The 25,917-nt window shown below is 31.5% G+C and carries 24 protein-coding genes; 23 read left to right on the forward strand and 1 reads right to left on the reverse strand.

Going from position 1 to position 25,917, the window contains the following annotated elements; genetic code table 11:
• Window positions 1-17 precede the first annotated feature (17 nt).
• The 4 genes from eno to ctlX all read left to right on the forward strand — a co-directional run bounded on the left by eno (window position 18) and on the right by ctlX (window position 4,676).
• The gene (gene eno, locus B8T70_RS06920) at window positions 18-1,310 is read left to right on the forward strand and encodes a phosphopyruvate hydratase (RefSeq protein ID WP_039111732.1); all 1,293 of its coding nucleotides are present in this window, start codon (window positions 18-20) and stop codon (window positions 1,308-1,310) included.
• A gap of 154 nt (window positions 1,311-1,464) precedes the next feature.
• On the forward strand, window positions 1,465-2,742 hold the full coding sequence (locus tag B8T70_RS06925) for a citrate synthase (RefSeq protein ID WP_039111731.1): 1,278 nt from the start codon (window positions 1,465-1,467) through the stop codon (window positions 2,740-2,742).
• A 68-nt stretch (window positions 2,743-2,810) separates the two neighbouring features.
• Complete coding sequence (locus B8T70_RS06930; RefSeq protein WP_086894388.1) at window positions 2,811-3,725, forward strand: dimethylarginine dimethylaminohydrolase family protein; 915 nt, start codon at window positions 2,811-2,813, stop codon at window positions 3,723-3,725.
• A 15-nt stretch (window positions 3,726-3,740) separates the two neighbouring features.
• On the forward strand, window positions 3,741-4,676 hold the full coding sequence (gene ctlX / locus B8T70_RS06935) for a citrulline utilization hydrolase CtlX (RefSeq protein WP_086894389.1): 936 nt from the start codon (window positions 3,741-3,743) through the stop codon (window positions 4,674-4,676).
• Window positions 4,677-4,750: 74 nt separating this feature from the next.
• Here ctlX and B8T70_RS06940 read toward each other — a convergent pair whose 3' ends face one another.
• Complete coding sequence (locus tag B8T70_RS06940; RefSeq protein WP_039111728.1) at window positions 4,751-5,380, reverse strand: MarC family NAAT transporter; 630 nt, start codon at window positions 5,378-5,380, stop codon at window positions 4,751-4,753.
• 154 nt (window positions 5,381-5,534) lie between these two features.
• Here B8T70_RS06940 and B8T70_RS06945 point away from each other — a divergent pair, with 154 nt between their 5' ends.
• The 19 genes from B8T70_RS06945 (at window position 5,535) to B8T70_RS07035 (ending at window position 25,916) form a co-directional block, all read left to right on the forward strand.
• Window positions 5,535-5,900: a CoA-binding protein gene (locus B8T70_RS06945; protein WP_039111727.1), complete on the forward strand. Its 366-nt coding sequence runs from the start codon at window positions 5,535-5,537 to the stop codon at window positions 5,898-5,900.
• A gap of 225 nt (window positions 5,901-6,125) precedes the next feature.
• Complete coding sequence (recR, locus tag B8T70_RS06950; protein ID WP_039111726.1) at window positions 6,126-6,746, forward strand: recombination mediator RecR; 621 nt, start codon at window positions 6,126-6,128, stop codon at window positions 6,744-6,746.
• A gap of 73 nt (window positions 6,747-6,819) precedes the next feature.
• Complete coding sequence (locus B8T70_RS06955) at window positions 6,820-7,617, forward strand: polysaccharide biosynthesis/export family protein (RefSeq protein WP_086894390.1); 798 nt, start codon at window positions 6,820-6,822, stop codon at window positions 7,615-7,617.
• Between the two features lie 15 nt (window positions 7,618-7,632).
• Window positions 7,633-10,068: an exopolysaccharide transport family protein gene (locus tag B8T70_RS06960; RefSeq protein ID WP_039117289.1), complete on the forward strand. Its 2,436-nt coding sequence runs from the start codon at window positions 7,633-7,635 to the stop codon at window positions 10,066-10,068.
• 26 nt (window positions 10,069-10,094) lie between these two features.
• Complete coding sequence (locus B8T70_RS06965; RefSeq protein ID WP_165763197.1) at window positions 10,095-11,072, forward strand: SDR family oxidoreductase; 978 nt, start codon at window positions 10,095-10,097, stop codon at window positions 11,070-11,072.
• A gap of 58 nt (window positions 11,073-11,130) precedes the next feature.
• Window positions 11,131-12,522, forward strand: a complete 1,392-nt coding sequence (locus B8T70_RS06970) for a UDP-glucose 6-dehydrogenase (protein ID WP_086894392.1) — start codon at window positions 11,131-11,133, stop codon at window positions 12,520-12,522.
• Between the two features lie 72 nt (window positions 12,523-12,594).
• Complete coding sequence (locus B8T70_RS06975) at window positions 12,595-13,059, forward strand: UpxY family transcription antiterminator (protein ID WP_039111721.1); 465 nt, start codon at window positions 12,595-12,597, stop codon at window positions 13,057-13,059.
• A 307-nt stretch (window positions 13,060-13,366) separates the two neighbouring features.
• Window positions 13,367-14,650 carry a nucleotide sugar dehydrogenase gene (locus B8T70_RS06980; protein ID WP_086894393.1) on the forward strand — a complete coding sequence of 428 codons (1,284 nt, stop codon included), beginning with the start codon at window positions 13,367-13,369 and terminating at the stop codon, window positions 14,648-14,650.
• Window positions 14,651-14,679: 29 nt separating this feature from the next.
• Window positions 14,680-15,687 carry a mannose-1-phosphate guanylyltransferase gene (locus B8T70_RS06985; RefSeq protein ID WP_086894394.1) on the forward strand — a complete coding sequence of 336 codons (1,008 nt, stop codon included), beginning with the start codon at window positions 14,680-14,682 and terminating at the stop codon, window positions 15,685-15,687.
• Between the two features lie 9 nt (window positions 15,688-15,696).
• Complete coding sequence (gene rfbB, locus B8T70_RS06990; RefSeq protein ID WP_086894395.1) at window positions 15,697-16,743, forward strand: dTDP-glucose 4,6-dehydratase; 1,047 nt, start codon at window positions 15,697-15,699, stop codon at window positions 16,741-16,743.
• Window positions 16,744-16,813: 70 nt separating this feature from the next.
• Window positions 16,814-19,258: an SLBB domain-containing protein gene (locus B8T70_RS06995; protein WP_086894396.1), complete on the forward strand. Its 2,445-nt coding sequence runs from the start codon at window positions 16,814-16,816 to the stop codon at window positions 19,256-19,258.
• Window positions 19,259-19,273: 15 nt separating this feature from the next.
• Window positions 19,274-20,347, forward strand: a complete 1,074-nt coding sequence (locus tag B8T70_RS07000) for a Wzz/FepE/Etk N-terminal domain-containing protein (RefSeq protein ID WP_086894397.1) — start codon at window positions 19,274-19,276, stop codon at window positions 20,345-20,347.
• 15 nt (window positions 20,348-20,362) lie between these two features.
• Complete coding sequence (locus B8T70_RS07005) at window positions 20,363-20,770, forward strand: FdtA/QdtA family cupin domain-containing protein (protein WP_086894398.1); 408 nt, start codon at window positions 20,363-20,365, stop codon at window positions 20,768-20,770.
• A complete protein-coding gene (locus tag B8T70_RS07010; protein WP_086894399.1) occupies window positions 20,760-21,179 on the forward strand; it encodes an FdtA/QdtA family cupin domain-containing protein in 420 nt (139 codons plus the stop codon). The genes B8T70_RS07005 and B8T70_RS07010 overlap by 11 nt, the downstream gene beginning before the upstream one ends.
• On the forward strand, window positions 21,172-21,726 hold the full coding sequence (locus B8T70_RS07015; protein ID WP_086894400.1) for an acyltransferase: 555 nt from the start codon (window positions 21,172-21,174) through the stop codon (window positions 21,724-21,726). Before B8T70_RS07010 ends, B8T70_RS07015 begins: the two co-directional genes overlap by 8 nt.
• Complete coding sequence (locus B8T70_RS07020; RefSeq protein ID WP_086894401.1) at window positions 21,723-22,832, forward strand: DegT/DnrJ/EryC1/StrS aminotransferase family protein; 1,110 nt, start codon at window positions 21,723-21,725, stop codon at window positions 22,830-22,832. The genes B8T70_RS07015 and B8T70_RS07020 overlap by 4 nt, the downstream gene beginning before the upstream one ends.
• 79 nt (window positions 22,833-22,911) lie before the next feature.
• On the forward strand, window positions 22,912-23,412 hold the full coding sequence (locus tag B8T70_RS24410; RefSeq protein WP_123912081.1) for an acyltransferase: 501 nt from the start codon (window positions 22,912-22,914) through the stop codon (window positions 23,410-23,412).
• Window positions 23,413-23,422: 10 nt separating this feature from the next.
• Entirely contained in the window at window positions 23,423-24,445 is a 1,023-nt protein-coding gene (locus B8T70_RS07030; RefSeq protein ID WP_086894403.1) for a glycosyltransferase, read from the forward strand.
• The gene (locus B8T70_RS07035) at window positions 24,435-25,916 is read left to right on the forward strand and encodes an O-antigen translocase (RefSeq protein WP_086894404.1); all 1,482 of its coding nucleotides are present in this window, start codon (window positions 24,435-24,437) and stop codon (window positions 25,914-25,916) included. The genes B8T70_RS07030 and B8T70_RS07035 overlap by 11 nt, the downstream gene beginning before the upstream one ends.
• Window position 25,917 lies beyond the last annotated feature (1 nt).

Genomic DNA, 25,917 nt, shown 5'->3' on the forward strand with positions numbered 1-25,917 from the left:
AATAAAAAATAGAAATAATGAGTATTATAATAAAAATTCACGCAAGACAAATTTTTGATTCTAGAGGTAATCCTACTATTGAAGTTGATGTAGTTACAGAAAACGGAGTTTTAGGAAGAGCGGCAGTTCCATCTGGAGCTTCTACTGGAGAGCATGAAGCGGTTGAGTTACGTGATGGTGGAAAAGCTTTTCTAGGTAAAGGAGTTTTGAATGCAGTGAAAAATGTAAATACTATTATTGCTGAAGAGTTAATTGGTATTTCTGTCTTTGAACAAAATGTAATTGATCAAACAATGATTGATTTAGATGGAACTCCAAATAAATCTAAATTAGGAGCAAATGCTATTTTAGGTGTTTCTCTTGCAGCAGCAAAAGCTGCCGCTAATGAATTAGGATTGCCTTTGTATAGATATGTAGGAGGAGTTTCTGCAAATACGTTGCCAGTTCCAATGATGAATATCATCAACGGAGGTTCGCACTCTGATGCTCCGATTGCTTTTCAAGAATTTATGATTTTTCCTGTAAAAGCAACTTCATTTTCACACTCTATGCAAATGGGGACTGAAATTTTCCATAGCTTGAAAAAAGTATTACATGACAGAGGATTAAGTACTGCTGTTGGTGACGAAGGAGGTTTTGCTCCAAATTTACCAGGTGGAACAGAAGATGCTTTGGATACTATCAAAAAAGCGGTTGAAAATGCAGGATATACTTTCGGTGACGAAATTATGATTGCTCTAGACTGTGCTGCTGCGGAATTTTATGTAAACGGTAAATACGATTACTCTAAATTTGAAGGAGAAACAGGTAAAGTAAGAACTTCTGCTGAGCAAGTTGATTATTTAGCTGAATTAGTAGCTAAATACCCAATTATATCTATCGAAGATGGTATGGATGAAAATGACTGGGACGGATGGAAATTGCTTACTGAAAAAATTGGACATAAAGTACAATTAGTAGGTGATGATTTGTTTGTAACTAATGTTGAGCGTTTATCTACAGGAATCGAAAAAGGAATTGCAAATTCTATTCTTATTAAAGTAAACCAAATTGGTACTTTAACAGAAACTATTGCTGCTGTTAATATGGCTAAAAATGCAGGTTATACTTCAGTAATGTCTCACCGTTCTGGAGAAACTGAAGATAACACAATTGCAGATTTAGCAGTTGCATTAAACTGTGGTCAAATTAAAACAGGTTCTGCTTCTCGTTCTGATCGTATGGCTAAATACAATCAGTTGTTAAGAATTGAAGAAGAATTAGGTACTACTGCTTATTTCCCTGGATTAAAAGCTTTCAAAATAAAATAATTGTAAGATTATATATTACTTTGAGCCATTCGTGAAAACGAATGGCTTTTTTTTTGAGTTTTAACAAATTCATAGCAAGATTCCTTTTTTAGTTAGTCTTAAATTCCTTAGATTTGATAAATTATTATTTAAAAGATTTATTTCCGATTATATTATGTCAAAAATAGCTACCCTAGAAGTAGATGGTAAGAAGATAGAACTTCCTGTTATAACTGGAAGCGAAAATGAATCTGCTGTCGATATTAACAAATTACGTGATTTAACTGGTTTCATTACACTTGATCCAGGATATAAAAATTCAGGTTCTTGTACAAGTGAGATTACTTTCTTAGATGGAGAATTAGGAATTTTGCGTTACAGAGGATACTCAATTGAAGATTTAGCTGAGCAAGCAAGTTTTCCTGAAGTATCTTATCTTTTGATTTTTGGTGAGTTACCAACAACTCAACAATTAGCACAATTTGATGCTGATATTAAAAAGCATACTTTGGTAAACGAAGAAATGAAAAACATCATTGACGGTTTTCCAAAAACTGCTCATCCTATGGGTGTTTTGTCTGCTTTGACAAGTGCTTTAACAGCTTTTAATCCAAAAGCTGTGAATGTAGAAAATGAAAAAGAAATGTATGAGGCTATTTGTAAAACGATAGCTAAGTTTCTTGTTATTGCTACATGGACTTATAGAAAAACAATGGGTTACCCATTAAACTACTATGATAATACAATAGGGTATGTAGAGAACTTTATGCAATTAATGTTTAAATTGCCTACAGGACCTTATGCAGCAAATCCAATTGTTGTTAACGCATTAGATAAATTATTCATCTTACACGGAGATCATGAGCAAAACTGTTCTACATCTACAGTAAGAATGGTAGGTTCTTCTCACGCTGGTTTATTTGCTTCAATCTCTGCAGGAGTTTCTGCACTTTGGGGACCACTTCACGGAGGTGCAAATCAAGCTGTTCTTGAGATGCTGGAAGAAATTAATAAAGATGGTGGAGATACAGATAAATTCATGGCGAAAGCCAAAGATAAAAATGATCCTTTCCGTTTAATGGGATTTGGTCATAGAGTTTATAAAAACTTTGATCCAAGAGCTAGAATTATTAAGAAAGCAGCAGATGAAGTTTTAAATACATTGGGTGTTGATGATCCAATTTTATCTATAGCTAAAAAACTTGAAGCAGCTGCTCTTGAAGATGAATACTTTAAATCAAGAAGCTTATATCCTAACGTAGATTTTTACTCAGGAATCATTTACAGAGCATTAGGAATTCCTACAGATATGTTTACTGTTATGTTTGCTATCGGAAGATTACCAGGTTGGATCGCGCAATGGAAAGAAATGCGTGAAAATAAAGAACCAATCGGTCGACCTAGACAAATATATACAGGTCATCCTTTAAGAGAATTCAAATCGAATAAATAAAATTCAATTTAAAGCTTCACTTAACTGTGAAGCTTTTTTTTATCTTTGTCGAAATCAAATAATAGAATATGTTACAATTAAATGTAAAGAACGAAACATCAAGATTACGGGCAGTAGTTTTGGGATCTGCAGTTCATAACGGACCTACGCCAACTATTGAGGAAGCGTATGACCCGAAATCATTGGAGCATATTAAGGCAGGAACATATCCAGTAGAGTCTGATATGGTTGCTGAAATGGATGCTTTTAATGCAGTACTTCAAAAATACAATGTGACAGTTTTTCGTCCAGAAATGATTGAAAATTACAACCAGATTTTCACTAGAGATATTGGTTTCGTAATAGATGATATTTTTGTAAAATCAAATATTTTACCTGATAGAGAACGTGAGTTAGATGCGATTCAGTATGTAATAGATCAGATGAATCCTAACAAAGTAGTTCGCCCGCCAGAAGAAGTACATATAGAAGGAGGAGATGTTATGCTCTGGAATGATCATATATTTATAGGGACTTATAAAGGAAGTGACTATAAAGATTATATTACTGCAAGAACAAATATGCAAGGAGTTGAGTTTATCAGAAATTTGTTTCCTAATAAAATAGTTAAAGAGTTTGATTTGGTTAAATCTAAAATCGAAGCTCGTGATAATGCTTTGCACCTAGATTGCTGTTTTCAGCCAGTAGGAAAAGATAAAGGGATTATTTATAGAAGAGGATTTCGTGAAGAAGCAGATTATAGATATTTAGTGAATCTTTTCGGGAAAGAAAATTTATTTCATATCGAGAGAGAAGAAATGTATTATATGAACTCGAATGTTTTTTCGATAGATACAAATGTTGTTGTGTCAGAGAAGAACTTTACCAGATTAAATAATTGGTTAAGAAGTAATGGGTTTGTTGTAGAAGAAATTCCATATGCCGAAATAGCCAAACAAGAAGGATTATTGAGATGTTCGACATTGCCTTTAATTCGAGATTAATTTAATATCAAAAAAATGAAACAAACTACAAACGCAATAGTAATGATTCGCCCAGTGGCATTCCGTATGAATGAACAAACGGCAGTAAATAATTATTATCAAAAAGTGTTAGACGGACTTTTGCCAGCTACAGTAAATGCCAAAGCGCAACAAGAGTTTGATGCTTTTGTTGAGAAGTTAAGAGCAGTTGGAGTAGATGTAACCGTCGTAGAAGATACTCTAAATCCAGATACGCCAGATAGTATATTCCCAAACAACTGGGTTTCTTTTCATGAAAATGGAGATGTAGCATTGTATCCTATGTTTGCAGAGAATCGTCGTCAGGAACGTCGTGAAGATATCTTAGATACTCTAGAAGAAAAAGGATTCGAAATAAATAATATAGTTGATTATACATCGGCAGAGGAAGATGGTTTCTTCCTAGAGGGAACAGGAAGTTTGCTTTTAGATAGAGCAAATGGAAAAGCATATTGCGCCTTGTCACCAAGAGCAGATGAAGAACTGTTTATAGAATTCTGCGAAGATTTCGATTATGCACCAGTAATTTTTGAAGCATTTCAAACTGTTAATGGAGAACGAAAGCTAATTTATCATACCAATGTTATGATGTGCTTAGGAGAAACATTTGCAGTGATCTGTGCTGATTGTATCGATGATAAAAAAGAACGAAAAATGGTTCTTGAAAATCTAAAAGCCGATAAAAAAGAAGTTATCTTAATCACAGAGGCTCAAGTGAATAATTTCGCAGGAAATATGCTTGAAGTTCGTGGAGCAAATGATAAGAAATATATTGTAATGAGTGCTTCAGCGCATCAAAGCTTAACGCCAAAACAAATTTTGCAACTAGAAAATCATGCAGAAATTTTAAGCTCAAGTTTAGATACTATCGAAGCTTGTGGTGGAGGAAGTGCAAGATGTATGATGGCAGAAGTGTTTTTGCCAAGAGCATAAGCTAAAATATGATTATACAAAAAAGGGGATAAATTCAGTATTTATCCCCTTTCTTATTTTTAAGCAATTTAATTTTACATCAAATTTCCTTTTATTATATTGATAATAGCACTTACTATATATTGTATTCCGATAGCAATTACAATAAAACCAACAATTCTAGAAATAGCAACAATCCCAGAAGCTCCAAGAATTTTAGCCAGGTAATGTGCGCTTCTAAGAATAATAAAAATTACAATAGCAATAGCTAAGATTGCGAGTGATCCTATTATAATTTCCATCGTTTGATGATGTTCCTGATAAAAAGCAATTAATAAAGAAATCGACCCAGGACCTGCAAGCATTGGGATTGCCAATGGAGTAAGAGCAATGTCATTTCTTTGTTGAGCATCGGTTTCTATTTTTTTATTTATACCTCTTTTCTTATTGAATTTGCCTGAAAGTAGTGAGAAACCAGAACTTACAATTATAATTCCTCCGGCAATACGAAGAGCATCAATGCTAATTCCGAAGAATGTTAGCATATATTGACCTACAAAAAAAGAAACAATTAAAATTAGGAAAACGTTTATCGCAGTCCATAAAGAAATTCTGGAACGCTCTTTTTTGGAGTCATGTTGTGTTAATCCTACAAAGATTGGAACAGTTCCAATTGGGTTTAGTACCGAGAAAAGAGCGGCAAATAAGTAAATAAATAGATCCATAAAGTCTTGTTTAGTATTGTAAAAATAGTCTTTTTAAAAGATATGATTATAGATTAATCAGTAGATTCTTGTTTTTATTGAAAAATAACTAAACTTTTTAAATCATTCAAGAGCTTAACCTTTTTGATTACTTTTGTAGAATACAATAAAGACAATGAAAAATAAAAAAACAGTAGTGCTTGGAGCAACTACAAAACCTGATAGATACGCTTTTTTGGCCATAAATAAATTAGTAGAGAAAGGACACACAGTATTGGCTATTGGTCAAAATACTGGAGAAGTTGCTGGAGTGAAAATTTATACAAAAGCGATTCCGCTTAAAAATATAGATACAATTACTTTATATTTAAATCCTGCGCGCCAGCGTGATTATTACAATTACATTGTAGAAGCTAAGCCTAAACGAGTGATTTTTAATCCAGGAACCGAAAATCCAGAATTATATCAATTGTTAGAACTTAATAATATCAAAGCCGAAGTTGCATGTACATTGGTTTTACTTACTACAAATCAATATTAGTTCTATAAAATAAATAATTATTGTTTCTAGGAGCTATTTCCAGCTATCCGCTATATCTTTTTCTGGCAGAAAAAGCCAGAAAAAGGATGTCGCTTTTATCTGGGCTAGACCCAAAATAAGCAATAGTAATAATTAGTTTTAAAAAGGAATATTTAAAGCATTTAAAACTTCTGATTTTTATAAACACAAGTCGGGTAAACCCGCAAATTTACTATTTTTGCCCTCATGGAATTTTCTTCAAAATTAATAGAAAAAGCAGTCAACGAAATGTCGCAATTACCAGGTATTGGTAAGCGTACGGCTTTGCGATTGGTTTTACATTTATTAAAACAACCAAAAGAGCAAACTGGATTTTTGGCCGAAGCACTTACAACAATGCGTGCCGATATTAAATTTTGCGAAAGCTGTCATAATATTTCCGATGTTGCAGTTTGCGAAATTTGTGCCAATACATCCAGGAATCATCAAACTATTTGTATAGTCGAGGATATTCGCGATGTAATGGCAATAGAAAATACGGGACAATATAAAGGGATTTATCATGTTTTAGGAGGGAAAATTTCGCCTATAGAGGGAGTTGGGCCAAGTCAGTTGAATATAACGAGTTTAGTCGAAAAAGTAAAACTTGGCGGAGTAGCCGAAATTATATTTGCTTTAAGCTCGACTATGGAGGGAGATACTACCAATTTTTATATCTACAAACAAATAGCCGATGTAGATATTATAATTTCCACAATCGCAAGAGGTATTGCAGTGGGTGATGAACTAGAATATGCAGACGAAGTTACCCTTGGACGAAGTATATTGCAAAGAGTTCCATTCGAAAAAACCTTTAAAAATCATTAACTGATTATTTAATCAAAATCGTTATTTTCTAAATAGTAAATGAAAAGCTATATTTGCTGTTAAAATTCTACAAATGAACAAAAACTCTTTTTATCTGTTGCTGCTTATTGGAGCACTTTTCACTTCTTGTATACCATTAAATGATTTAGTTTATTTACAAGATAAAGGAGCAACTGGAACAGAAAGTAATATTGCCGCTGTAGAATCAAAACCATATCGTTTGCAAACAAATGATGTTTTAAGCATAAATATAAAAGCTATTGATCCCAAATTAGTAGCGATTTTTAATACTACAGAAAAAGCAAGCGGGCAAGGTTCTGTGAATTCAGAGGCAGGGCTATATTTTGATGGTTTTACTGTAGATGATCATGGGAATATTAGAATGCCAATTCTGGGAGAAATAAATGTTATGGGGTATACACTTGAAGAAGTGCGTATTAAAATTGAGAAGCAATTATTAGATGAACATTTTAAAGCAGAGGCTAATATTTTTGTTACAGTGAAACTTGCTGGTTTTAGGTATACAATAAATGGAGAAGTAGGGGCTCCTGGTACCAAAACACTTTTTCAGCAAAATGTTAATGTAATGCAAGCTATTGCTAACTCTGGCGATATTACAATTACAGGAAACAGAAAGGCAGTTACTATAATTCGTCAATCTCCTACAGGAGTAGAAATGCATGATATAGATCTTACGGATCTTAACGTAATGAAATCTCCTTACTACTATTTACAGCCAAATGACTATATATATGTAAAACCACTCAAGCAAAAAACTTGGGGAACAGGTAAAACAGGAATTGAGTCTATAGGAACAATAATTACGATAATATCTTTGGCAACAACTACATTTTTACTTTTAAAACTTTAAAAACCTACTAATAAAATGTTAGATATAAAAGATTTTTCGATTTTTGATAATCAATCAAGTTTTGATTTGAAAGGATTTTTATTAAAAATCGGAGGGTATTGGAAATGGTTTTTAGTGAGTTTGATTATTGCCTTTGCAATTGCCTATCAAGTAAATATTCGTAAAGAAAAAATTTATGGAATGGAAACTTTGATTTCCATAAAAGAAGAAAATAATCCTTTTTTTACCTCAAACACAAGTTTAGTTTTTAATTGGGGTGGAACTTCAGATCAAATGAGTAGCACAACTACAGTGTTGCAATCAAGATCCCACAACGAGCTAGTTGTAGATAAACTACAATATTATATAGACTATTTAGAACAAGGAGAATATAATTTGGTAGATGCTTACGGAGCAGTTCCTTTTTATATAGCTATCGATAAATCTAAAGGACAACTTGCTGGTTCATTAATTAGTGTTAAGTTTTTAAGTGACAATGAATACGAAATCAGAATTCCTTTTGAGGGTAATTCAGTTTCATTAATTACTTATACCAATAATTCACGTAGTAATACAGCAGTAGAAATTGGAGAATTTGTAAAGAAGTATAAAGTTGGTGAGCAAGTCTCGTTGCCTTTTCTGAATTGGAAATTGCAAATTAATGATAATCCAGGTTTTTATAAAGGAAAAGAATATTTTATAAGATTTAACGATTTTGATGGAACTGTAGCGAGATATAGAGGAGTTAATGTGCAATCAGACGAAAGAGGTGGTTCTATACTTACTTTAGGAATGCAAGGTACCAATAAAGCAAGAATGGTAGAGTATTTAAATTCTACCGTAAAAATGTTAATGAAAATCCAACTTGACAGTAAGAATCAGTTTGCTACAAATACGATTAGTTTTATTGACAGTACACTTGTGGCAATGGAAACTCAGTTAAAGGAAACAGGAGATGAGTTAAAGTCATTTAGAAAGGGCAAAAATGTTTATAATATAGAAGAAGGAGGAGCTAAGTTTTCGGACAAAATTATGGATTTTGATATCGAAAGAGATGAAATTACCCGTAAAGTAGCTTATTATAATTCATTAAAAGCATATTTAAAAAATAGTGTTGATTATTCTAAATTGCCGGCGCCATCTGTTGCAGGAATTGAAGATCCAAATATTGTTGTAAATGTTTCTAAATTAATTTCGCTTTCTACGCAAAGATCAGAAATGGCTTATGCAGTAAAAAGTGATAAGATTTTTAAGGATTTTGACAATCAAATGATGGCTGTTAAAAATGTTTTGTTAGAAAATATTGCTTCAGCAAAAGCTTCATTACAGTATGATTTGGCAATGGTAAATAGTAAAATTGGACAGACTGAAAGTACAATTAAAAAATTACCAGAAGAGCAGCAAGAGTTGTTGAAGATTAAAAGAAAGTATGATTTAAGCGATAATATTTATAGCACATTTCTTCAAAAAAGGAGCGAAGCGGATATTGTAAAAGCGGCTAATCTATCAGATATTCATTTTATAGATCCTGCCAAAGATGTTGGAGGAGGATTGATAGGGCCTAAAACATCTGTTAATTATGTCTTGGCATTATTCTTAGGGTTATTAATTCCGCTAGTAGTGATTTTGGCACTTTTCTTTATTAATAATTCAATCCAGAATATAGAAGATGTTAGTAAACAAACACAGATTCCGTTAATAGGAGTAATCGGTGTAAGTGGCGAATCTTCCAGTTTAGCAGTATTCGACAGGCCTAAATCGGCATTGTCGGAATCGTTTAGGGCAATACGCTCTTCCTTACAATTTTTATATAAAAAACAACAAGTTGATGGGGCGAAAACATTAATGATAACTTCATCAGTAAGTGGTGAAGGAAAAACATTTTGTTCTATTAATATTGCTACAGTTTTTGCCTTGAGCGAAAAAAGAACAGTTATTGTTGGTTTAGATTTAAGAAAGCCAAGATTGGCAGAAGAATTTAATTTGACTAATGAAGTTGGAGTTGTGAATTATTTGATTAAGAAAAAAAGCTTAGCTGAAATCACGAATGCGACTAAAATCCCATATTTAGATGTTATCCTTTCAGGACCAATTCCTCCAAATCCTTCAGAATTGATTTTGGGAGAAACAATGAAAGAGTTTATTGATGAGTTGAAGAAAAAATATGATTATATAATCTTAGATACACCTCCAGTTGGTCTTGTTTCCGATTCTTTGGAATTGGCACAATATAGTGATGTAACCTTATATATTGTAAGGCAAAATTATACCAAAAAGGATATGATTACGTTGTTGAATAACAGAGTTAAAAGAGGTGAGCTAACAAATGCGAGTATAGTTTTGAATGGTTTTGAGAATAAAGCTAAATACGGAACAACTTATGGGTATGGTAATTATTCTAACGGATATCATGAAGAGTCTGAAAAGCCAAGTTTTTTGCGAGCTATTTTCAATAAATTGAATAAAAAATAATATCGAGTAACTTTAAAGTATTAATTATGGAATCACAAAACACGATATTAATTACAGGAGGAGCTGGGTTTATTGGTTCAAATCTTTGCGAGTATTTTTTAGGGCAAGGACATAGAGTTGTTTGTTTAGATAATTTTTCGACAGGACATCGACATAATTTAAAAGATTTTATTTCTAATCTTAATTTTAAATTGATAGAAGGAGATATTCGTAACATCGCTGATTGTGTGGCAGCAGTGCAAGGAGTTGATTATGTTTTGCATGAAGCTGCTTTAGGTTCGGTTCCGAGGTCTATAAATGATCCAATAACAACCAATGATGTTAATGTTTCTGGATTTTTAAATATGCTAGTGGCTTCACGTGATGCTAAAGTGAAAAGGTTTGTATATGCTGCAAGTTCATCTACTTATGGAGATTCTGAAGGATTGCCAAAGGTAGAAGATGTTATAGGGAAACCATTATCGCCTTATGCAATTACAAAATATGTAAATGAATTGTATGCTGAAATTTTCAGTCGAACGTATGGCTTAGAAACTATTGGATTGCGTTACTTTAATGTTTTTGGGAGAAAGCAAGATCCGAAAGGTGCATATGCTGCTGTGATTCCTAAATTTGTCAAGCAATTAATGGCTTTAGAAAGTCCTTTGATTAATGGAGATGGAAATTTCTCAAGAGATTTCACTTATATTGATAATGTGATTCAGATGAATGCTTTGGCAATTGCAACAAAGAATCCAGAGGCTATAAATACAGTTTATAATACGGCATATGGTGATAGAAATACATTAAATGACCTAGTAGGCTATTTGAAAAAATATTTGTCTGAATATGATCCTAAAATTGCTTCAGTAGAAATAACATATGGACCTAATAGAGCAGGGGACATTCCACATTCTTTGGCAAGTATTGAAAAGGCGAAAAGACTACTGGATTATAATCCTGAATATTCATTGCAAGAAGGCTTGAAAGAAGCTGTAAGTTGGTATTGGAATAATTTGAAATAATAACATTCTTTAATATAGAATGAAAAATATAAAATAAAACATTTATAAATTTAATTAGATGAAAATCACAAAGATTTGTTGTATTGGTGCGGGTTATGTTGGAGGGCCAACAATGGCAGTTATAGCGCAAAAATGTCCGCATATACAAGTTACAGTAGTTGATTTAAATGAAGAAAGAATCAATGCATGGAATGATGAGGATACTAATAATATCCCAATTTATGAACCAGGTCTTGATAAAATTGTAGCGGAAGCTAGAGGGCGAAACTTATTCTTTTCTACCAATGTTGAAAAGGCTATTGATGAAGCTCAAATTATTTTCATATCTGTAAATACACCGACCAAAACCTATGGAAAAGGAAAAGGGATGGCAGCAGATTTAAAGTATATTGAATTATGTGCAAGACAAATTGCGAAAATTGCAAAAGATAATAAGATTGTAGTCGAAAAATCGACATTGCCAGTGCGAACTGCTGAGGCTATCAAGAGTATTTTGGATAATACAGGAAATGGAGTTCAGTTTCAAATACTATCAAATCCAGAATTTTTAGCAGAAGGAACAGCAGTAACAGATTTATTAAATCCAGATAGAATCTTAATTGGTGGTGATACTACATCAGATGGTAAAGTTGCAATAGATGCTTTGGTAGAGGTGTATTCTAATTGGGTAGCATCAGATAAAATACTTACTACAAATGTATGGTCATCAGAATTATCAAAGTTGACAGCAAATGCATTTTTAGCTCAAAGAATATCATCAATTAATGCAATGTCTGAATTGTGTGAGAAAACTGGAGCAGATGTAAATGAAGTAGCTAGAGCAATTGGTATGGATACCAGAATTGGTTCTAAATTTCTTAAAGCTTCAGTTGGATTCGGAGGATCATGTTTTCAAAAAGATATCCTAAATTTAGTTTATATTGCTAAGACATATGGATTACATGAAGTAGCTGATTATTGGGAACAGGTAATTATTATGAATGACCACCAGAAAAGAAGGTTTTCTAATAAAATAGTTCAGACACTATATAATACTGTTTCAGGAAAAAAAATAGCATTTTTAGGCTGGGCATTTAAGAAAGACACAAACGATACTCGTGAGTCAGCTGCAATTTATGTAGCAGATGATTTAATAAATGAACAAGCAATGATTGCGGTATACGATCCTAAGGTTTCTAGAGTAAAAATGCTGAATGATTTAAATTATTTAGAGACTAGAAGTTTAGATGAAAATGCTAAAATGGTTGCAACCTTTGAAAATGCTTATGATGCCTGCAATGGAGCGCATGCAATTGCGGTGCTAACAGAATGGGATGAGTTTGTGGGTTATGATTGGAAAAAAATATATGACTCTATGCAAAAACCAGCTTTCGTTTTTGATGGAAGAAATATATTAAATAGAGAAGAATTAGAGAAAATAGGATTCGTATATTTAGGAATTGGTTCTTGAAATCTTGATAGGGATTAATTGAAAATTACTGCATTAATGTTTATAAGTGAATTTCATAATAAGTAGATAATAATGAATTGGTACGTAGTTTATACGAAGCCCAAATGGGAAAAAAAAGTAGCGGACCAATTAAATAAAATTGGAATAACGTGTTATTGTCCATTAATTACTCAAATTCGACAATGGTCAGATAGGAAAAAAAAGATAGAAGTACCTTTATTTAATTCTTATGTTTTTGTTCAATTAAAAGATTTGGATAGAAATTTAGTGTTTCAAACACCTGGGGTAATTCGTTATTTGTTTTGGTTAGGAAAGCCAGCAATTGTAAGAGATGAAGAAATAAATGTTATTAAAAATAGTTTGAGTTCTCCAATCATTAGTGAAGTTTCATTAGTTCCATTTAAAATAGGAGATAAAATAAAGTTAGATTCTGGAGTTTTTAGTAATCAGGATGCAATTGTTCAAGAAATATCGAATACTCATTATATTTTGGTTTTGGAATCATTAGGTTGTGTGTTAAAGATAAAATATAAATAAATTAACAAGATGAACTAAGGTTACTTGTAAGAGTTTATGATAAAAAAGAATCACTAATTTTAGTGATTTTTTTATGTTTAATACTTTTATTAGCTGTTTTTTTAGTGTTGATTTTTAGTTGGTTGTGTTTTTTTTATGTTGAATGATATATTTTTTGATTTTTCCATGGTTTTTGATATTGAATTAATAGCCTTATTATGGTATATTTGCCGAAATTGTATGTTCGCTTATCTAAGTCAAAAATGTGACTTGGATAAGCGAAGCTGTGTAAATAAATGATTAAAACAACTAAAAAAAACTAGTAATAATGGAGAAAAACATAAAAATAGCAGTTATAGGCTTAGGTTATGTTGGTTTGCCATTGGCTAGGTTATTTGCTACAAAATATCCAGTTGTTGGCTTCGATATTAATCAGTCCAGAATTGCTTCTTTACAATCTGGTACTGACACAACATTAGAAGTTGATGATGAGACATTACAGAAAGTATTGCTTGATAAAGTTGGGGATACTATTGGCTTGTATTGTACTTCTGAAATTGAAGATATAAAGGACTGTAATTATTATATAGTAACAGTTCCTACTCCAGTTGATAAAAATAATAGACCAGATTTAACACCTTTATACAAATCAAGTGAAACAGTTGGTTCTGTCCTAAAAAAAGGAGATATCGTTATTTACGAATCTACTGTTTATCCAGGAGTAACAGAAGAGGAATGCGTTCCAGTTTTAGAAAGAATATCGGGATTAATCTATAATGTTGATTTTTATGCAGGATATTCGCCAGAAAGAATTAATCCAGGAGATAAAGAGCATACTGTCGAAAAAATATTAAAAGTAACATCAGGCTCGACTCCAGAAATAGGAAAAAAAGTTGATGACTTGTATAAAACTGTCATTACAGCTGGAACACATTTAGCACCAACAATAAAAGTTGCTGAAGCGGCAAAGGTTATTGAAAATTCACAAAGAGATATTAATATCGCATTTGTAAATGAATTAGCTAAAATATTCAATTTGATGCAAATTGATACTCAAGCTGTTTTAAAAGCCGCAGGAACAAAATGGAATTTTTTGCCATTTAAGCCAGGATTAGTTGGAGGTCATTGCATAGGTGTAGATCCCTATTATTTGGCGCAAAGAGCTCAGGAGTTTGGATATCATCCGGAAATTATTTTAGCTGGACGACGTTTAAACGATAGTATGGGAGAATACATTGCTTCGCAAGTAGTGAAGCTAATGCTTAAAAAAGGAATTTATGTAAATGGAGCTAATCTTTTAATGCTTGGAATTACATTTAAAGAGAATTGTCCTGATGTTCGCAATACTAAAATTGTTGATTTAATTCAGGCTTTGAAAGAATATGGTATTGCAATTACAATATTTGACCCATTAGCAAGTTTAGAAGAAGTATATAAAGAATATAAATTAGATATAACAAACACAATTCCTAATGAAAAGTTTGATGCTGTTGTCTTAGGAGTAGCGCATACAGATTTTTTAAATTTGAACTTTGCAGAATTACAAAAAACAAATAGCTTGTTGTACGATGTAAAAGGAGTGTTGGGAATTATAGCTGATAGTAGATTATAAAAGAAATAATTCAGTTTAGTAATAAAAATATGAATACAAAGAATTCAATTATACATGTTATTTTAACAGGAGGAGTAGGAAGTAGATTATGGCCTCTTTCTCGTAAAAGTCAGCCTAAGCAATATTTAGAAATTTTCGAAGGAAAATCATTGTTTGAAATGACAGTAGAGCGAAATACTGGTTTAGCTGATAAAGTAATGGTTGTTGGAAATATAGATAACTGTCATTTGAGTGAAAAAGTAATGAATAAATTAGGAAAGCCTTATATAAACATTGTTGAGTCAACTCCAAGAAATACAGCTGCAGCTATTGCATTTGCTGCTTTAGCTTCACAACCTGATGATATCTTAATTATAACACCTTCAGATCATATTATTGGTGAAATGGAAGAATATGAATTAGCGATAAAAAAAGCTATTAGTAAAGCTAAAGAAGGATACATCGTAACTTTTGGAATTGTCCCGACAAAACCAGAGACTGGTTATGGTTATATAGAATCAAAAGGCGATGATGTTGTTTCATTCAGAGAGAAACCTAATAGTGTAACTGCAAAAAGTTTTATTGCACAAGGAAATTTTTTGTGGAATAGTGGTATGTTCTGTTTTAAAGCAGGTATTTTACTAGATGAATTGAAAGCATATCAGCCAGAAGTATATGAGAAATCTAAAAAAGCTTGGGAGCTTAATCAAAAGGGTAATTTAGATTTAGAATTATCTCTAGAAATTCCTTCTATAAGTATTGATTATGCTGTTATGGAACGAAGTAAGAAAATAAAAGTTGTACCTGCTGCTTTTACATGGTCTGATTTGGGGTCTTTTGAGTCTGTTTATGATTATTTAATTACGAAAGGACATTTTGTGGATAAATACGGAAACATGGTTATAGGTTCGGATAAGCATACTACTTTTTTAGGATTAAAAAATACTATTTTTGTATATACAGATACAGCTAATTTGATATTACATAAAGATAATTCACAAGATGTAAAAGATTTATATTGTGATTTAGAAAGTCAAAAATCAGATTTATTGAATTAATAAAATAAAATGAAAAAAATACTTATAACTGGAGGTGCAGGATTTATTGGGTCGCATGTAGTAAGACGCTTTGTTACTAAATATCCAGAATATCATATTTTCAATTTAGATGCATTGACTTATGCTGGTAATTTAGAAAATATAAAAGATATTGAAGATAAACCAAATTACACCTTTGTAAAAGGTGATATAGTTGATGAGCCTTTCATAAATAATCTTTTTTTTGAAAATGATTTTGTTGGAGTACTGCATTTAGCTGCAGAATCTCATGTTGATCGTTCAATCGAAGATCCATTGGCATTTGTAAAAACAAATGTAATTGGAACGATGAATTTATTAAATGCAGCTAAGAATCAATGGAAAGGTAATTTTGAAGGAAAACGCTTTTATCATATTAGTACAGATGAAGTTTATGGTTCTCTTGGCGCAGAAGGGCTTTTTACCGAAACGACGTCTTATGATCCAAATTCGCCATATTCTGCATCTAAAGCAAGTTCAGATCATTTTGTGAGAGCTTATGGAGAAACTTATGGCTTGCCATATGTCTTGACAAATTGCTCAAATAATTATGGGTCATATCATTTTCCTGAAAAATTGATTCCACTTTTTATAAATAATATTATAAATAATAAACCATTACCTGTTTATGGAGATGGAAATTATACACGTGATTGGCTATTTGTCGAAGATCATGCTATTGCTATTGATTTAGTTTTTCATAATGGGAAAAACCATGAAACATATAATATTGGAGGCTTTAATGAATGGAAAAATATTGATTTAGTAAAATTATTATGCCAAATCATGGATGAGAAATTAGGAAGAGAAACAGGGACTTCCCGAAAATTAATTACATATGTAAAAGATAGGCCTGGTCATGATTTACGTTATGCAATTGATGCCTCAAAAATTAATACTGAATTAGGATGGAAGCCATCTGTTACTTTTGAACAAGGTTTAGAAAGAACTATAAATTGGTATTTGAGCAATGAGGAATGGTTACAGAATGTAACTTCTGGTACTTATAAAGATTATTATAAAAAACAATATTCTTAAAATATTGGTGATTTTTAATCCAAATTATTAGATTAGAGACTATTTAAAAGAATTTTATTTAAAATTAACTATGAAAAAGATAACGGCAGTACTAGTATTATTATTTACTTTTTTTATGTCATTAAATATGTCTGCTCAAGATATAATTCAGTCCAAAGACCTAAGTACTGTTAAGGTTGATTATTTATCAGATAGTGATATTAATAAAATTAAAAATCAATTAGATGCTAAAGACCTTACTATAGATGATGCGGAAGAAGCAATTCTATCAAAAGGGATGAGTAAATCCGAATTTTCTAAATTAAAAGGGAGATTAGATGCAATTTCTAAAAAAGATTCAAAAGGTAAAGATTCAAAAGATAAAGACTCTAAGGATAATGAAAAAAATAAAAAGAGTGAGTTAGGGAGGAAACAAATAGAAGTTATTAATAACAAAGTTAAAGATTCTGTAAATGCTCTAATTTTTGGTTCTGAATTGTTTGATAATCCAACTTTAAATTTTGAGCCAGATCTAAAATTAGCAACTCCTCTGAATTATATTTTAGGTCCTGGTGATGAATTGCAGGTAAGTGTTTATGGAGTTCAGGAATATAACTCAAACGTTCCTGTGAGTGTTGAAGGTAAAATTACAATTGATTATGTCGGTCAAATTGCTGTTTCAGGTATGTCAATTGAAGTTGCAACTCAAAAAATAAAAGCTGCAATAGCAAGAGTTTATAGCACAGTACGTTCTGGACAATCTCAAGTTAGTGTTAGTTTGGGGCAAATACGTACTATTAAACTTACCATTGTCGGAGGAAAACAACCAGGGAATTATTCTGTTTCATCTTTAGCAACCGTTTATAATGCTTTGCATTTAGCAGGAGGACCTGGGAAGAATGGAAGTTATAGAAACATTGAATTGATTCGTAATAGCAAAATTTATAAAAATATAGATATTTATAAATTTCTAGTAAAAGGAGATCAATCTGATAATGTAAGTTTGAAAGAAAATGACGTGATTAGAATTCCTGCTTATAGCCAGAGAGTTACGTTAGAGGGTGAAGTAAAGCGTCCAGGAATTTTTGAAATGAAAAAAGGAGAAACGTTTAGTGACTTATTAGCATTTGCTTCAGGATTTAATGAGTTTGCTTATACAGCATCTGTAAATATATTACAAAAAACAGGGAAAGAATTTAAGGTACATGATGTGAACGAAAGTGAATTTAGTGTATATCAACCACAGTCTGGAGATGTTGTTAAAGTTGCAAAAATTTTAAATAGATTCGCAAATCGTATTCAAATTGAGGGAGCCGTTTTTAGACCAGATTTCTATTCTTTTACAGAAGGTATGCGTATATCTGAATTAATAACCAGAGCAGAAGGTTTAAAAGAAGATGCATATACAAAGAGAGCAAGAATCATTCGTTTAAAATCTGATTTAACAACAGAAATTGTTAATATTGATTTAGCAAGTGCTTTGTCTGGAGATTTGAATGCAGATATATTTTTGAAAAGAGAAGATATTGTAACAGTATATTCCATTTTAGATTTTAGAGAAGAATATAAAATCACGATTGATGGAGAAGTTAAAAATCCTGGTGAATATGAATATTACGAAAACTTAACTCTAAATGATCTGGTTGTTCAGGTTGGTGGATTAACTGGTTCTGCATCAAAACGGGTTGAAATTGCGAGGATGATAAAATCGGATGCAATAAACGACACAGATCCTAAACGGGTTAATGTATTTGAACTTGAAATTACTGCGGATAATAATGAGCAAATTAAAAATTTTGCTTTAATGCCTTTTGATGTTATTAATGTACGGAGAATGGCTGTTTATGAAAAGCCAGAAATGGTTAAAATTAGTGGTGCAGTATCATATCCGGGTAAGTATGTTTTGGCGAATAAAAAAGAAACAGTTTATAATGTTGTGATGCGTGCTGGAGGATTAACCTCTATTGCTAATTTGGATGGTATGAAAATAAAAAGACCAATTAAAGAGGAGCAAATTGAAAAATTAAAAAGTATAGATTTGAATTTAACTAAAGAAGATTCTTTAAAGGAAAAAAAATTAACTAAAAAATTAAAAGAAGAATTAAAATACGCAACAATTCCTGTGGATTGGGAGAGAATTGTAAATGATAAAAATCATTATTCGAATGTTACTTTGTTTCCTGGTGATGAAATAGAAGTAGCAACTTATAATGAGGGGGTAAAAGTAACAGGAAATGTATTGTTGACTTCCGAAATTCCATATAGAAGCGGAAAGAGTTTTAAGTATTACCTAAATGCTGTAGGGGGAGTTGACAATATGGGTTGGAAGAAAAAGGCTTATATAATATATCCAAATGGTAAAGCTGCTGTAGCTAGTTCATTTTTGTTTTTTAGATCATATCCTAAAGTTACGCCTGACTCTCAAATTGTAGTTCCTGAAAAGCCTGTAGTTAAAAAAATGACTGCTGGGGAATGGGTCGGAATAGGTAGTGTTGTCTCGAGTTTAGCGTTATTGATACTAACTGCTTTTAAATAAAAATAAGTTTTAAGAATGGACAATAGACCTATTGAAAACGATGAAATTTCGTTAAAAGAATTATTAGTAAAAGCAAAGGGATGGTATACTTATTTTCTATCTCAATGGAAAGTTGTCGTATTAGCTGGAATAATAGGTGCAGTTTTGGGATTGACATATTCTTTTATGAAAAAACCAGTTTATACGGCAACTTTATCATTTGCTTTAGAAGATGAAAAATCTGGAGGTGGTTTAGGAAGTGCATTAGGTTTAGCAGGTTCCTTGGGACTTGACTTAGGAGGTGGTGGTGGAAGTATTTTCGCAGGTTCTAATTTAACAGAGCTATTTAAATCGCGTAGAATGGTTGAGCAAACATTATTGACTCCTGTCAATTATAGGGGAAAAAAAATTTCTTTGGTAGAAATGTATATTGAGATTAATAAATTACGTAACAATTGGAAGGATAAGTCTGAACTTGCTAAAATTCAATTTTTGCCTGGTGTTGAACGTAAATATTTTACACGAGTTCATGATAGTATTTTAGGTGGGATTTATTCAAGTTTACTAAATGGCGGTTTAAATGTATCACAAAGGGATAAAAAAGTTGCAATTATTTCTATTGATATGCCGTCGAGCAACGAATTGTTTTCTAAATTTTTTTGTGAGGCATTAGCTAAAGAGGTATCTGATTTTTATGTAGATACTAAGAGTAAAAAGGCAAGAATGAATATGGCAATTTTAGAAAAACAAACGGATTCTATCCGTAGAGAACTAAATGGAGCTATTACTGGTGTAGCAGTTGCAAATGATAATACATTTAATTTAAATCCGGCATTAAATGTTCGTCGTGCACCTTCTGCTCGTAGACAGGTAGATGTGCAGGCTAATACCGCAATACTTACTGAACTTGTAAAGCAATCTGAATTGGCAAAAGTAACTTTGCGTAAAGAGACTCCTTTGATTCAGGTTATTGATAAGCCAATTCTGCCGTTGCCAAAAGAACGTTTTGGTAAAGCAAAAGGAATTATTATCGGAGGTTTTTTAGGAGGCTTTTTAATTGTTTTGTTTTTAGCGATTAAAAGATTAATTAAACTATTTGCAATTAATTAATATAGCGTTTTTACTATGAAGCCAGTTATTTTAAATTTCCCAAAAATTCAAGATCCTAGAGGCAATTTGACCTTCTTGCAATTTAGTGATCAAATCCCTTTCGAAATCAAAAGAACATTCTGGACTTATGATGTTCCAGGTGGCGAAATAAGAGGAGGGCATGCCTATTTTAAGCAGAAAGAGATTATTATTGCGCTGAGTGGTAGTTTTGATGTTGTTATTACTAATGTTGATGGAACAACGGAACGTTTTTCTTTAAACAGAAGTTATTACGGATTGTATTTACCGGCTAAGACATGGCGACATATAGAGAATTTTTCAACAAATTCACTTGCATTGCATATATCTAGCGAATCATTTTCTAATGAAGATTATATACGAAATTTTGAAAAATTGAAGGAAAATTTACTAAATGAAAAATAAATTAACAGTTTTTGATTGTAATCTTTTATATCTAAATCAAATAGGTGATCGGAATGGTCATATTACAGCTATAAATAACAATATTGAATTACCCTTTGACATTAAAAGAATTTTTTATCTATATGATGTTCCAGGTGGAGAGTCAAGAGGTGCGCATGCACATAAAGAATGTCATCAATTTCTAGTTGCCGTCAGTGGGAGCTTTGAGGTTTTACTTGATGATGGTAAAACCAAAAGACAAGTTTTACTAAATCGTCCAGATATAGGTTTACATATACCGCCAGGTATTTGGGCATCAGAAATAAATTTTTCATCTGGCTCTATATGTTTAGTTTTAGCATCTCATACTTATACGGAAGTAGATTACATACGTGAATATATTGACTATCTTAATTTTATAAATGAATAATAACAACATTCATCGATTATCCGATGTTCAATCTTCTAAAATTGGAAGAGATACGTTTGTATGGCAATTTAGCGTTATTTTAGAAAGAGCAATTATTGGAAACAATTGTAATATTAATTGTAATTGCTTTATTGAAAATGATGTTATTATAGGTAATAATGTTACAATAAAATCAGGTGTACAAATATGGGATGGTGTAGAAATTGAAGATAACGTTTTTGTAGGTCCAAATGTTACATTTACAAATGATCTTGTACCCAGATCGAAGTTGTATCCAACAGAATTTAAAAGAACTATATTAAGAAAAGGAAGTTCAATTGGAGCTAATTCTACAATAGTAGCTGGTATCGAAATTGGAGAAAATGCTTTTGTTGGGGCTGGTAGTGTTTTAACTAAATCTATTGATCCCTTTACTGTTTGGTATGGTAATCCTGCAAAACATATGGGTTATATTACAGAGCAATTAAATTTACTGGATTTATATTTAAAAGATAAAAAAACAGGTGTTCAATATTATTTAGAAGGATTTAAACCAAAAGAAAAATGATAAAATTTTTAGATTTATACAAGATTAATCAAAATTATAAAAAAGATTTAGTAGAAGCTTTTGAACGCGTTATAGACTCAGGATGGTACATAATGGGTAAAGAATTAAAAAAATTTGAGCACGATTTTGCTGAATACTGTGGAGTCAAACATTGTATTGGAGTTGCAAACGGTTTAGATGCATTAATACTTATTATTAGAGCTTATAAAGAGATGGGCGTTTTTAAAGATGGAGATGAAATCCTCGTTCCTTCCAATACTTATATTGCTAGTATTTTAGCAATTTCAGCAAACAGCTTAATACCAATATTAGTTGAACCTGACATATTAACGTACAATATTAATCCAAAAGAGATTGAGAAATCAATGACGAGTAAAACTGTCGCTATATTACCTGTGCATTTATATGGACAATTATGTGATATGAAGTCAATTTTGGAGATTGCTAGGAAATATAATTTAAAAGTAATTGAAGATTGTGCACAATCTCACGGTGCTTGTGATCAATCAAGTATAAAAGCTGGATGTTTCGGTGATGCGGCAGGTTTTAGTTTTTATCCAGGAAAGAACTTGGGCGCCTTAGGAGATGCAGGGGCAATTACTACATCAGATGACAAATTGTGTGAAACTTTAAGAGCTTTACTTAATTATGGTTCTCTTATTAAATATGAAAATAAATATAAGGGAATTAATAGTAGATTAGATGAATTGCAAGCAGCTTTGCTTGGGGCAAAACTGACAAAGCTTGATGATGAAACTGAATTTAAACGTAAAATTGCTGAAAGATATCTTGAAGAAATTAAAAACCCAAAAATAATTCTGCCTACGGTAATTTCGAGAAATGCTCATGTTTGGCATTTATTTGTGATTAGAATAGCTGATAGACAACATTTTCAAGAATATTTGACCACTAGTGGAATACAAACGGTTATTCACTATCCAATTCCTCCACACAAGCAGCAAGCATATAAAGAATGGAATTCATTAAGTTTTCCACTTTCAGAAACTATACATAATGAAGTTTTAAGCTTACCACTAAGTCCGGTTCTATCAAATGAAGAAGTGACAACTATTATTGAGAAAATAAATAATTATAGTGTATCTTAAATTTAAATTTTTTGTTCAGTTTCTCTTTTTGTATATCAAATTCCTATATTTATTTTTATTGCCAAATTTTTGGGCAGTAATGAAAGATAGAATTAGTTACGAAAGGCGTCCAACTTTTAATCAAGATTTTATTTGTAGTGGTCAAGGCATTGTGAAAATTGGAAAAAATTGTTCTTTTGGATATAAATTAGGAGGTTTTCATAAAAGAGGAGGTATTGAACTGCAGGCGAGATATGAAAATTCCTTTATAAGTATTGGAGACAATGTTGCGACAAACAATAATGTTTTTCTATTGTCGGCTAATTATATTGAGATTGGAGATAATTCATTAATTGGACAAAATGTTACAATTATGGATCATGAAGCTCACAATATCGATCCATTTAAAAGACGTGAGATTGGGGAGAAAGGAAAAATAATTGTCGGTAAAAATGTGTGGATTGGGAATAATGTTGTTATTTTAAAAAACACGGAAATTGGTGAAAATACTATTGTTGGAACTGGAGCTGTAGTTTCTGGTAAATTTCCATCTAATGTTATTATAGGCGGAGTACCAGCAAAAATAATTAGAAATATTTAAACAGATTTTAATGAATATTTTTATCAAATCTTTTAATAGACCCTATTATTTAGAAAGATGTATACAAAGCGTATTGCAAAATGTAGTTGATGACAAATTATCTATAATAGTTTTAGATGACGGAACAAGTCCCAAATATTTAGATAAAATACAAGATAAATATCCAAATGTCATAATTAAACTGTCTCCATTTTATAGTGAGAAAGCCAGTAAAATAGAAAAATTTATTTTAGAAGGTATTAAGATAAAGGAGATGGAGATTCCAACTCAATTTTGGTTATCCAATATTATGGAAAGTCAGGATAAATATTTTCTTTTGCTTGAAGATGACTTCTGGTTAACTGAAAAAATAGATTTAAATAAGACTATTAGATTAATGGACTCAAACAATTTATGCCTTTTAAAGCTATTTTGTTTCGGAAATCCAAAATTAGTATCAGGCAAATTGTTGAAATTATCAGATCAAATCAATGAAATAATACCGCAGTTGCCTGTAAATAATGAATTTATATTTAAAAATTTTGTATTAGGGAATTCCTTAAAGATTTGGTCTGTTTTAAGTAGATTGAATATTCATAATAAAAGTGTGGTAAAGTACTATACGATCTATCATGTTGCTGGTGCAATATTTTCAAAGGAATATTATGTGGAACTTTGGAAAGATTTTAGTGGCGTAGTCAATGAAGATGAACAGTTAATAAAAGCGTTGCATTTTTTTAATAAAAATAAAAAAGTGAAATATGGAGTGATGAATAAGGATGTTGTAAGTACCAGTTTCAGTTCATCAGCAACCAATATGTTTCCAGATATCAATTTTAATCCTTTTATCTACAATAACATTTTAAACGAGGCTTGGTTTAATGGAAAATTAGATGCAATGTCTGGATATCCAAAAGACTTTAATAGTAGAGATATAGTATCTATATTGCAGGATAATAATGAAAAATTAGCATCAGTTCTAGAATGGGAAAAGTGGGTAAACCGTTTTCAAAATCAATATAGAGAAATAGGATTTAAGTTCGATGATGAATAAAAAGACAGAATCGAAAGATGCCTTAAAGGCAACAGGAACGGTTGGTGGAGGACAAGTAATAAATATTCTGATTTCTTTAGTAAGAACTAAGGTTGTTGCTATAATACTTGGAACAGCTGGAGTTGGTGTTATTGGTATTTTAACAACAGCGACCGACGTGATTAGAAATTTTTCAAGTTTTGGTTTGCCTTTTAGTGGAGTAAGGGATATTTCGATTGCAAATGGAAATGATGATGAAATCGAAGTTTCTCGCATTGTAAAAATATTTAATAAATGGATTTTAATCTCCGCTATAGTAGGTAGTGTGATTACGCTATTGTTTTGCTTTCCTTTAAGTTTATTTTTATTTAATAATAATGCCTATACTATTGAAATTGCATTTTTATCAGTTTTAATTTTTTTTTCTACTTTAAGTGCAGGTTATCAGGCTATTATGCAAGGTAAAAGAGCTATCTTGATGATGTCAAAAGTGACTATAGTCGCGAATTTATTTGGCACAATAATTTCAGTTCTTCTTTATCTTATTTTCAAGGAGAAGGGAATTGTTCCTTCTTTAATTGTAATGGGATTAATTAATTTTATAGTTTCTCGTTATTTTTATAAAAGGTTATTAATATTAGATTATAAAAAAATCAAGTTTTCCGAATCATGGAGCAGTGCTAAGGGAATGATTCGAATAGGCTTATTTACAATCGTAGTCAGTATATTTGATCAAATTGTTGGATTAGGAATGAGAGCTTTTATTGCAGATAAATCTGGAATTGATGGTGTCGGATTATTTACGGCTGCAAATACAATTGCAACGATGTATTTATCAATCGTTTTAAGTTCTATGGCAAGCGATTATTACCCAAAACTCTCCGCTATTCATGAGGATAATAATAAGTTAGCACAGTCAGTAAATGCACAGTTATACATAGTTCTTTTATTAGCATCTCCAATTATTATTGGTATGGTGGGCTTTGCCGAATTAGCTATTAATGTTTTGTATTCTAGTAAGTTCATGGGCGCTGTATCAGTTTTAAAATGGCAGGTCATTGGAGACTTCTTTAAAATAATTGCATGGCCTTGCGGTTTCGTTTTCTTGGCAAAAGGATTAGGCAGGCTGTATGTTTTTATTAGTATTTCTTACACAGTAATTTATATGGCTATTGTTTATTTTGGATGGGACTATCTTGGCTTTCTTGGAATTGGATTATCTTTTTTTATTGCCCAATTTTTGTCAATGATATTTACATATTTCTACAGTAATGTTAAATATAAGATAGTCATTACACGCTCTAATTTAAAAGTTATAGCGGTATTTAGTTTATTATTAATAATGGCTTTTTGCTCAGAAGAATATCTTACGAACTACATTAGAATAATTTCATCTGTAGCAATTTTGTTGCTTGCCTCTGCCTATTCAATATATCATTTAAATTCTGTACTTGATATTAAAAGTATAATTAATAAAGTTTTAAAAAAGTAAG

The sequence above is a fragment of the Flavobacterium sp. AJR genome, from assembly GCF_002156885.1.
GTDB lineage: Bacteria > Bacteroidota > Bacteroidia > Flavobacteriales > Flavobacteriaceae > Flavobacterium.

Coding starts and splice junctions, on each gene's coding strand:
- eno (WP_039111732.1), top strand. CDS start 18: ATGAGTATTATAATAAAAATTCACGCAAGACAAATTTTTGATTCTAGA.
- B8T70_RS06925 (WP_039111731.1), top strand. CDS start 1,465: ATGTCAAAAATAGCTACCCTAGAAGTAGATGGTAAGAAGATAGAACTT.
- B8T70_RS06930 (WP_086894388.1), top strand. CDS start 2,811: ATGTTACAATTAAATGTAAAGAACGAAACATCAAGATTACGGGCAGTA.
- ctlX (WP_086894389.1), top strand. CDS start 3,741: ATGAAACAAACTACAAACGCAATAGTAATGATTCGCCCAGTGGCATTC.
- B8T70_RS06940 (WP_039111728.1), bottom strand. CDS start 5,380: ATGGATCTATTTATTTACTTATTTGCCGCTCTTTTCTCGGTACTAAAC.
- B8T70_RS06945 (WP_039111727.1), top strand. CDS start 5,535: ATGAAAAATAAAAAAACAGTAGTGCTTGGAGCAACTACAAAACCTGAT.
- recR (WP_039111726.1), top strand. CDS start 6,126: ATGGAATTTTCTTCAAAATTAATAGAAAAAGCAGTCAACGAAATGTCG.
- B8T70_RS06955 (WP_086894390.1), top strand. CDS start 6,820: ATGAACAAAAACTCTTTTTATCTGTTGCTGCTTATTGGAGCACTTTTC.
- B8T70_RS06960 (WP_039117289.1), top strand. CDS start 7,633: ATGTTAGATATAAAAGATTTTTCGATTTTTGATAATCAATCAAGTTTT.
- B8T70_RS06965 (WP_165763197.1), top strand. CDS start 10,095: ATGGAATCACAAAACACGATATTAATTACAGGAGGAGCTGGGTTTATT.
- B8T70_RS06970 (WP_086894392.1), top strand. CDS start 11,131: ATGAAAATCACAAAGATTTGTTGTATTGGTGCGGGTTATGTTGGAGGG.
- B8T70_RS06975 (WP_039111721.1), top strand. CDS start 12,595: ATGAATTGGTACGTAGTTTATACGAAGCCCAAATGGGAAAAAAAAGTA.
- B8T70_RS06980 (WP_086894393.1), top strand. CDS start 13,367: ATGGAGAAAAACATAAAAATAGCAGTTATAGGCTTAGGTTATGTTGGT.
- B8T70_RS06985 (WP_086894394.1), top strand. CDS start 14,680: ATGAATACAAAGAATTCAATTATACATGTTATTTTAACAGGAGGAGTA.
- rfbB (WP_086894395.1), top strand. CDS start 15,697: ATGAAAAAAATACTTATAACTGGAGGTGCAGGATTTATTGGGTCGCAT.
- B8T70_RS06995 (WP_086894396.1), top strand. CDS start 16,814: ATGAAAAAGATAACGGCAGTACTAGTATTATTATTTACTTTTTTTATG.
- B8T70_RS07000 (WP_086894397.1), top strand. CDS start 19,274: ATGGACAATAGACCTATTGAAAACGATGAAATTTCGTTAAAAGAATTA.
- B8T70_RS07005 (WP_086894398.1), top strand. CDS start 20,363: ATGAAGCCAGTTATTTTAAATTTCCCAAAAATTCAAGATCCTAGAGGC.
- B8T70_RS07010 (WP_086894399.1), top strand. CDS start 20,760: ATGAAAAATAAATTAACAGTTTTTGATTGTAATCTTTTATATCTAAAT.
- B8T70_RS07015 (WP_086894400.1), top strand. CDS start 21,172: ATGAATAATAACAACATTCATCGATTATCCGATGTTCAATCTTCTAAA.
- B8T70_RS07020 (WP_086894401.1), top strand. CDS start 21,723: ATGATAAAATTTTTAGATTTATACAAGATTAATCAAAATTATAAAAAA.
- B8T70_RS24410 (WP_123912081.1), top strand. CDS start 22,912: ATGAAAGATAGAATTAGTTACGAAAGGCGTCCAACTTTTAATCAAGAT.
- B8T70_RS07030 (WP_086894403.1), top strand. CDS start 23,423: ATGAATATTTTTATCAAATCTTTTAATAGACCCTATTATTTAGAAAGA.
- B8T70_RS07035 (WP_086894404.1), top strand. CDS start 24,435: ATGATGAATAAAAAGACAGAATCGAAAGATGCCTTAAAGGCAACAGGA.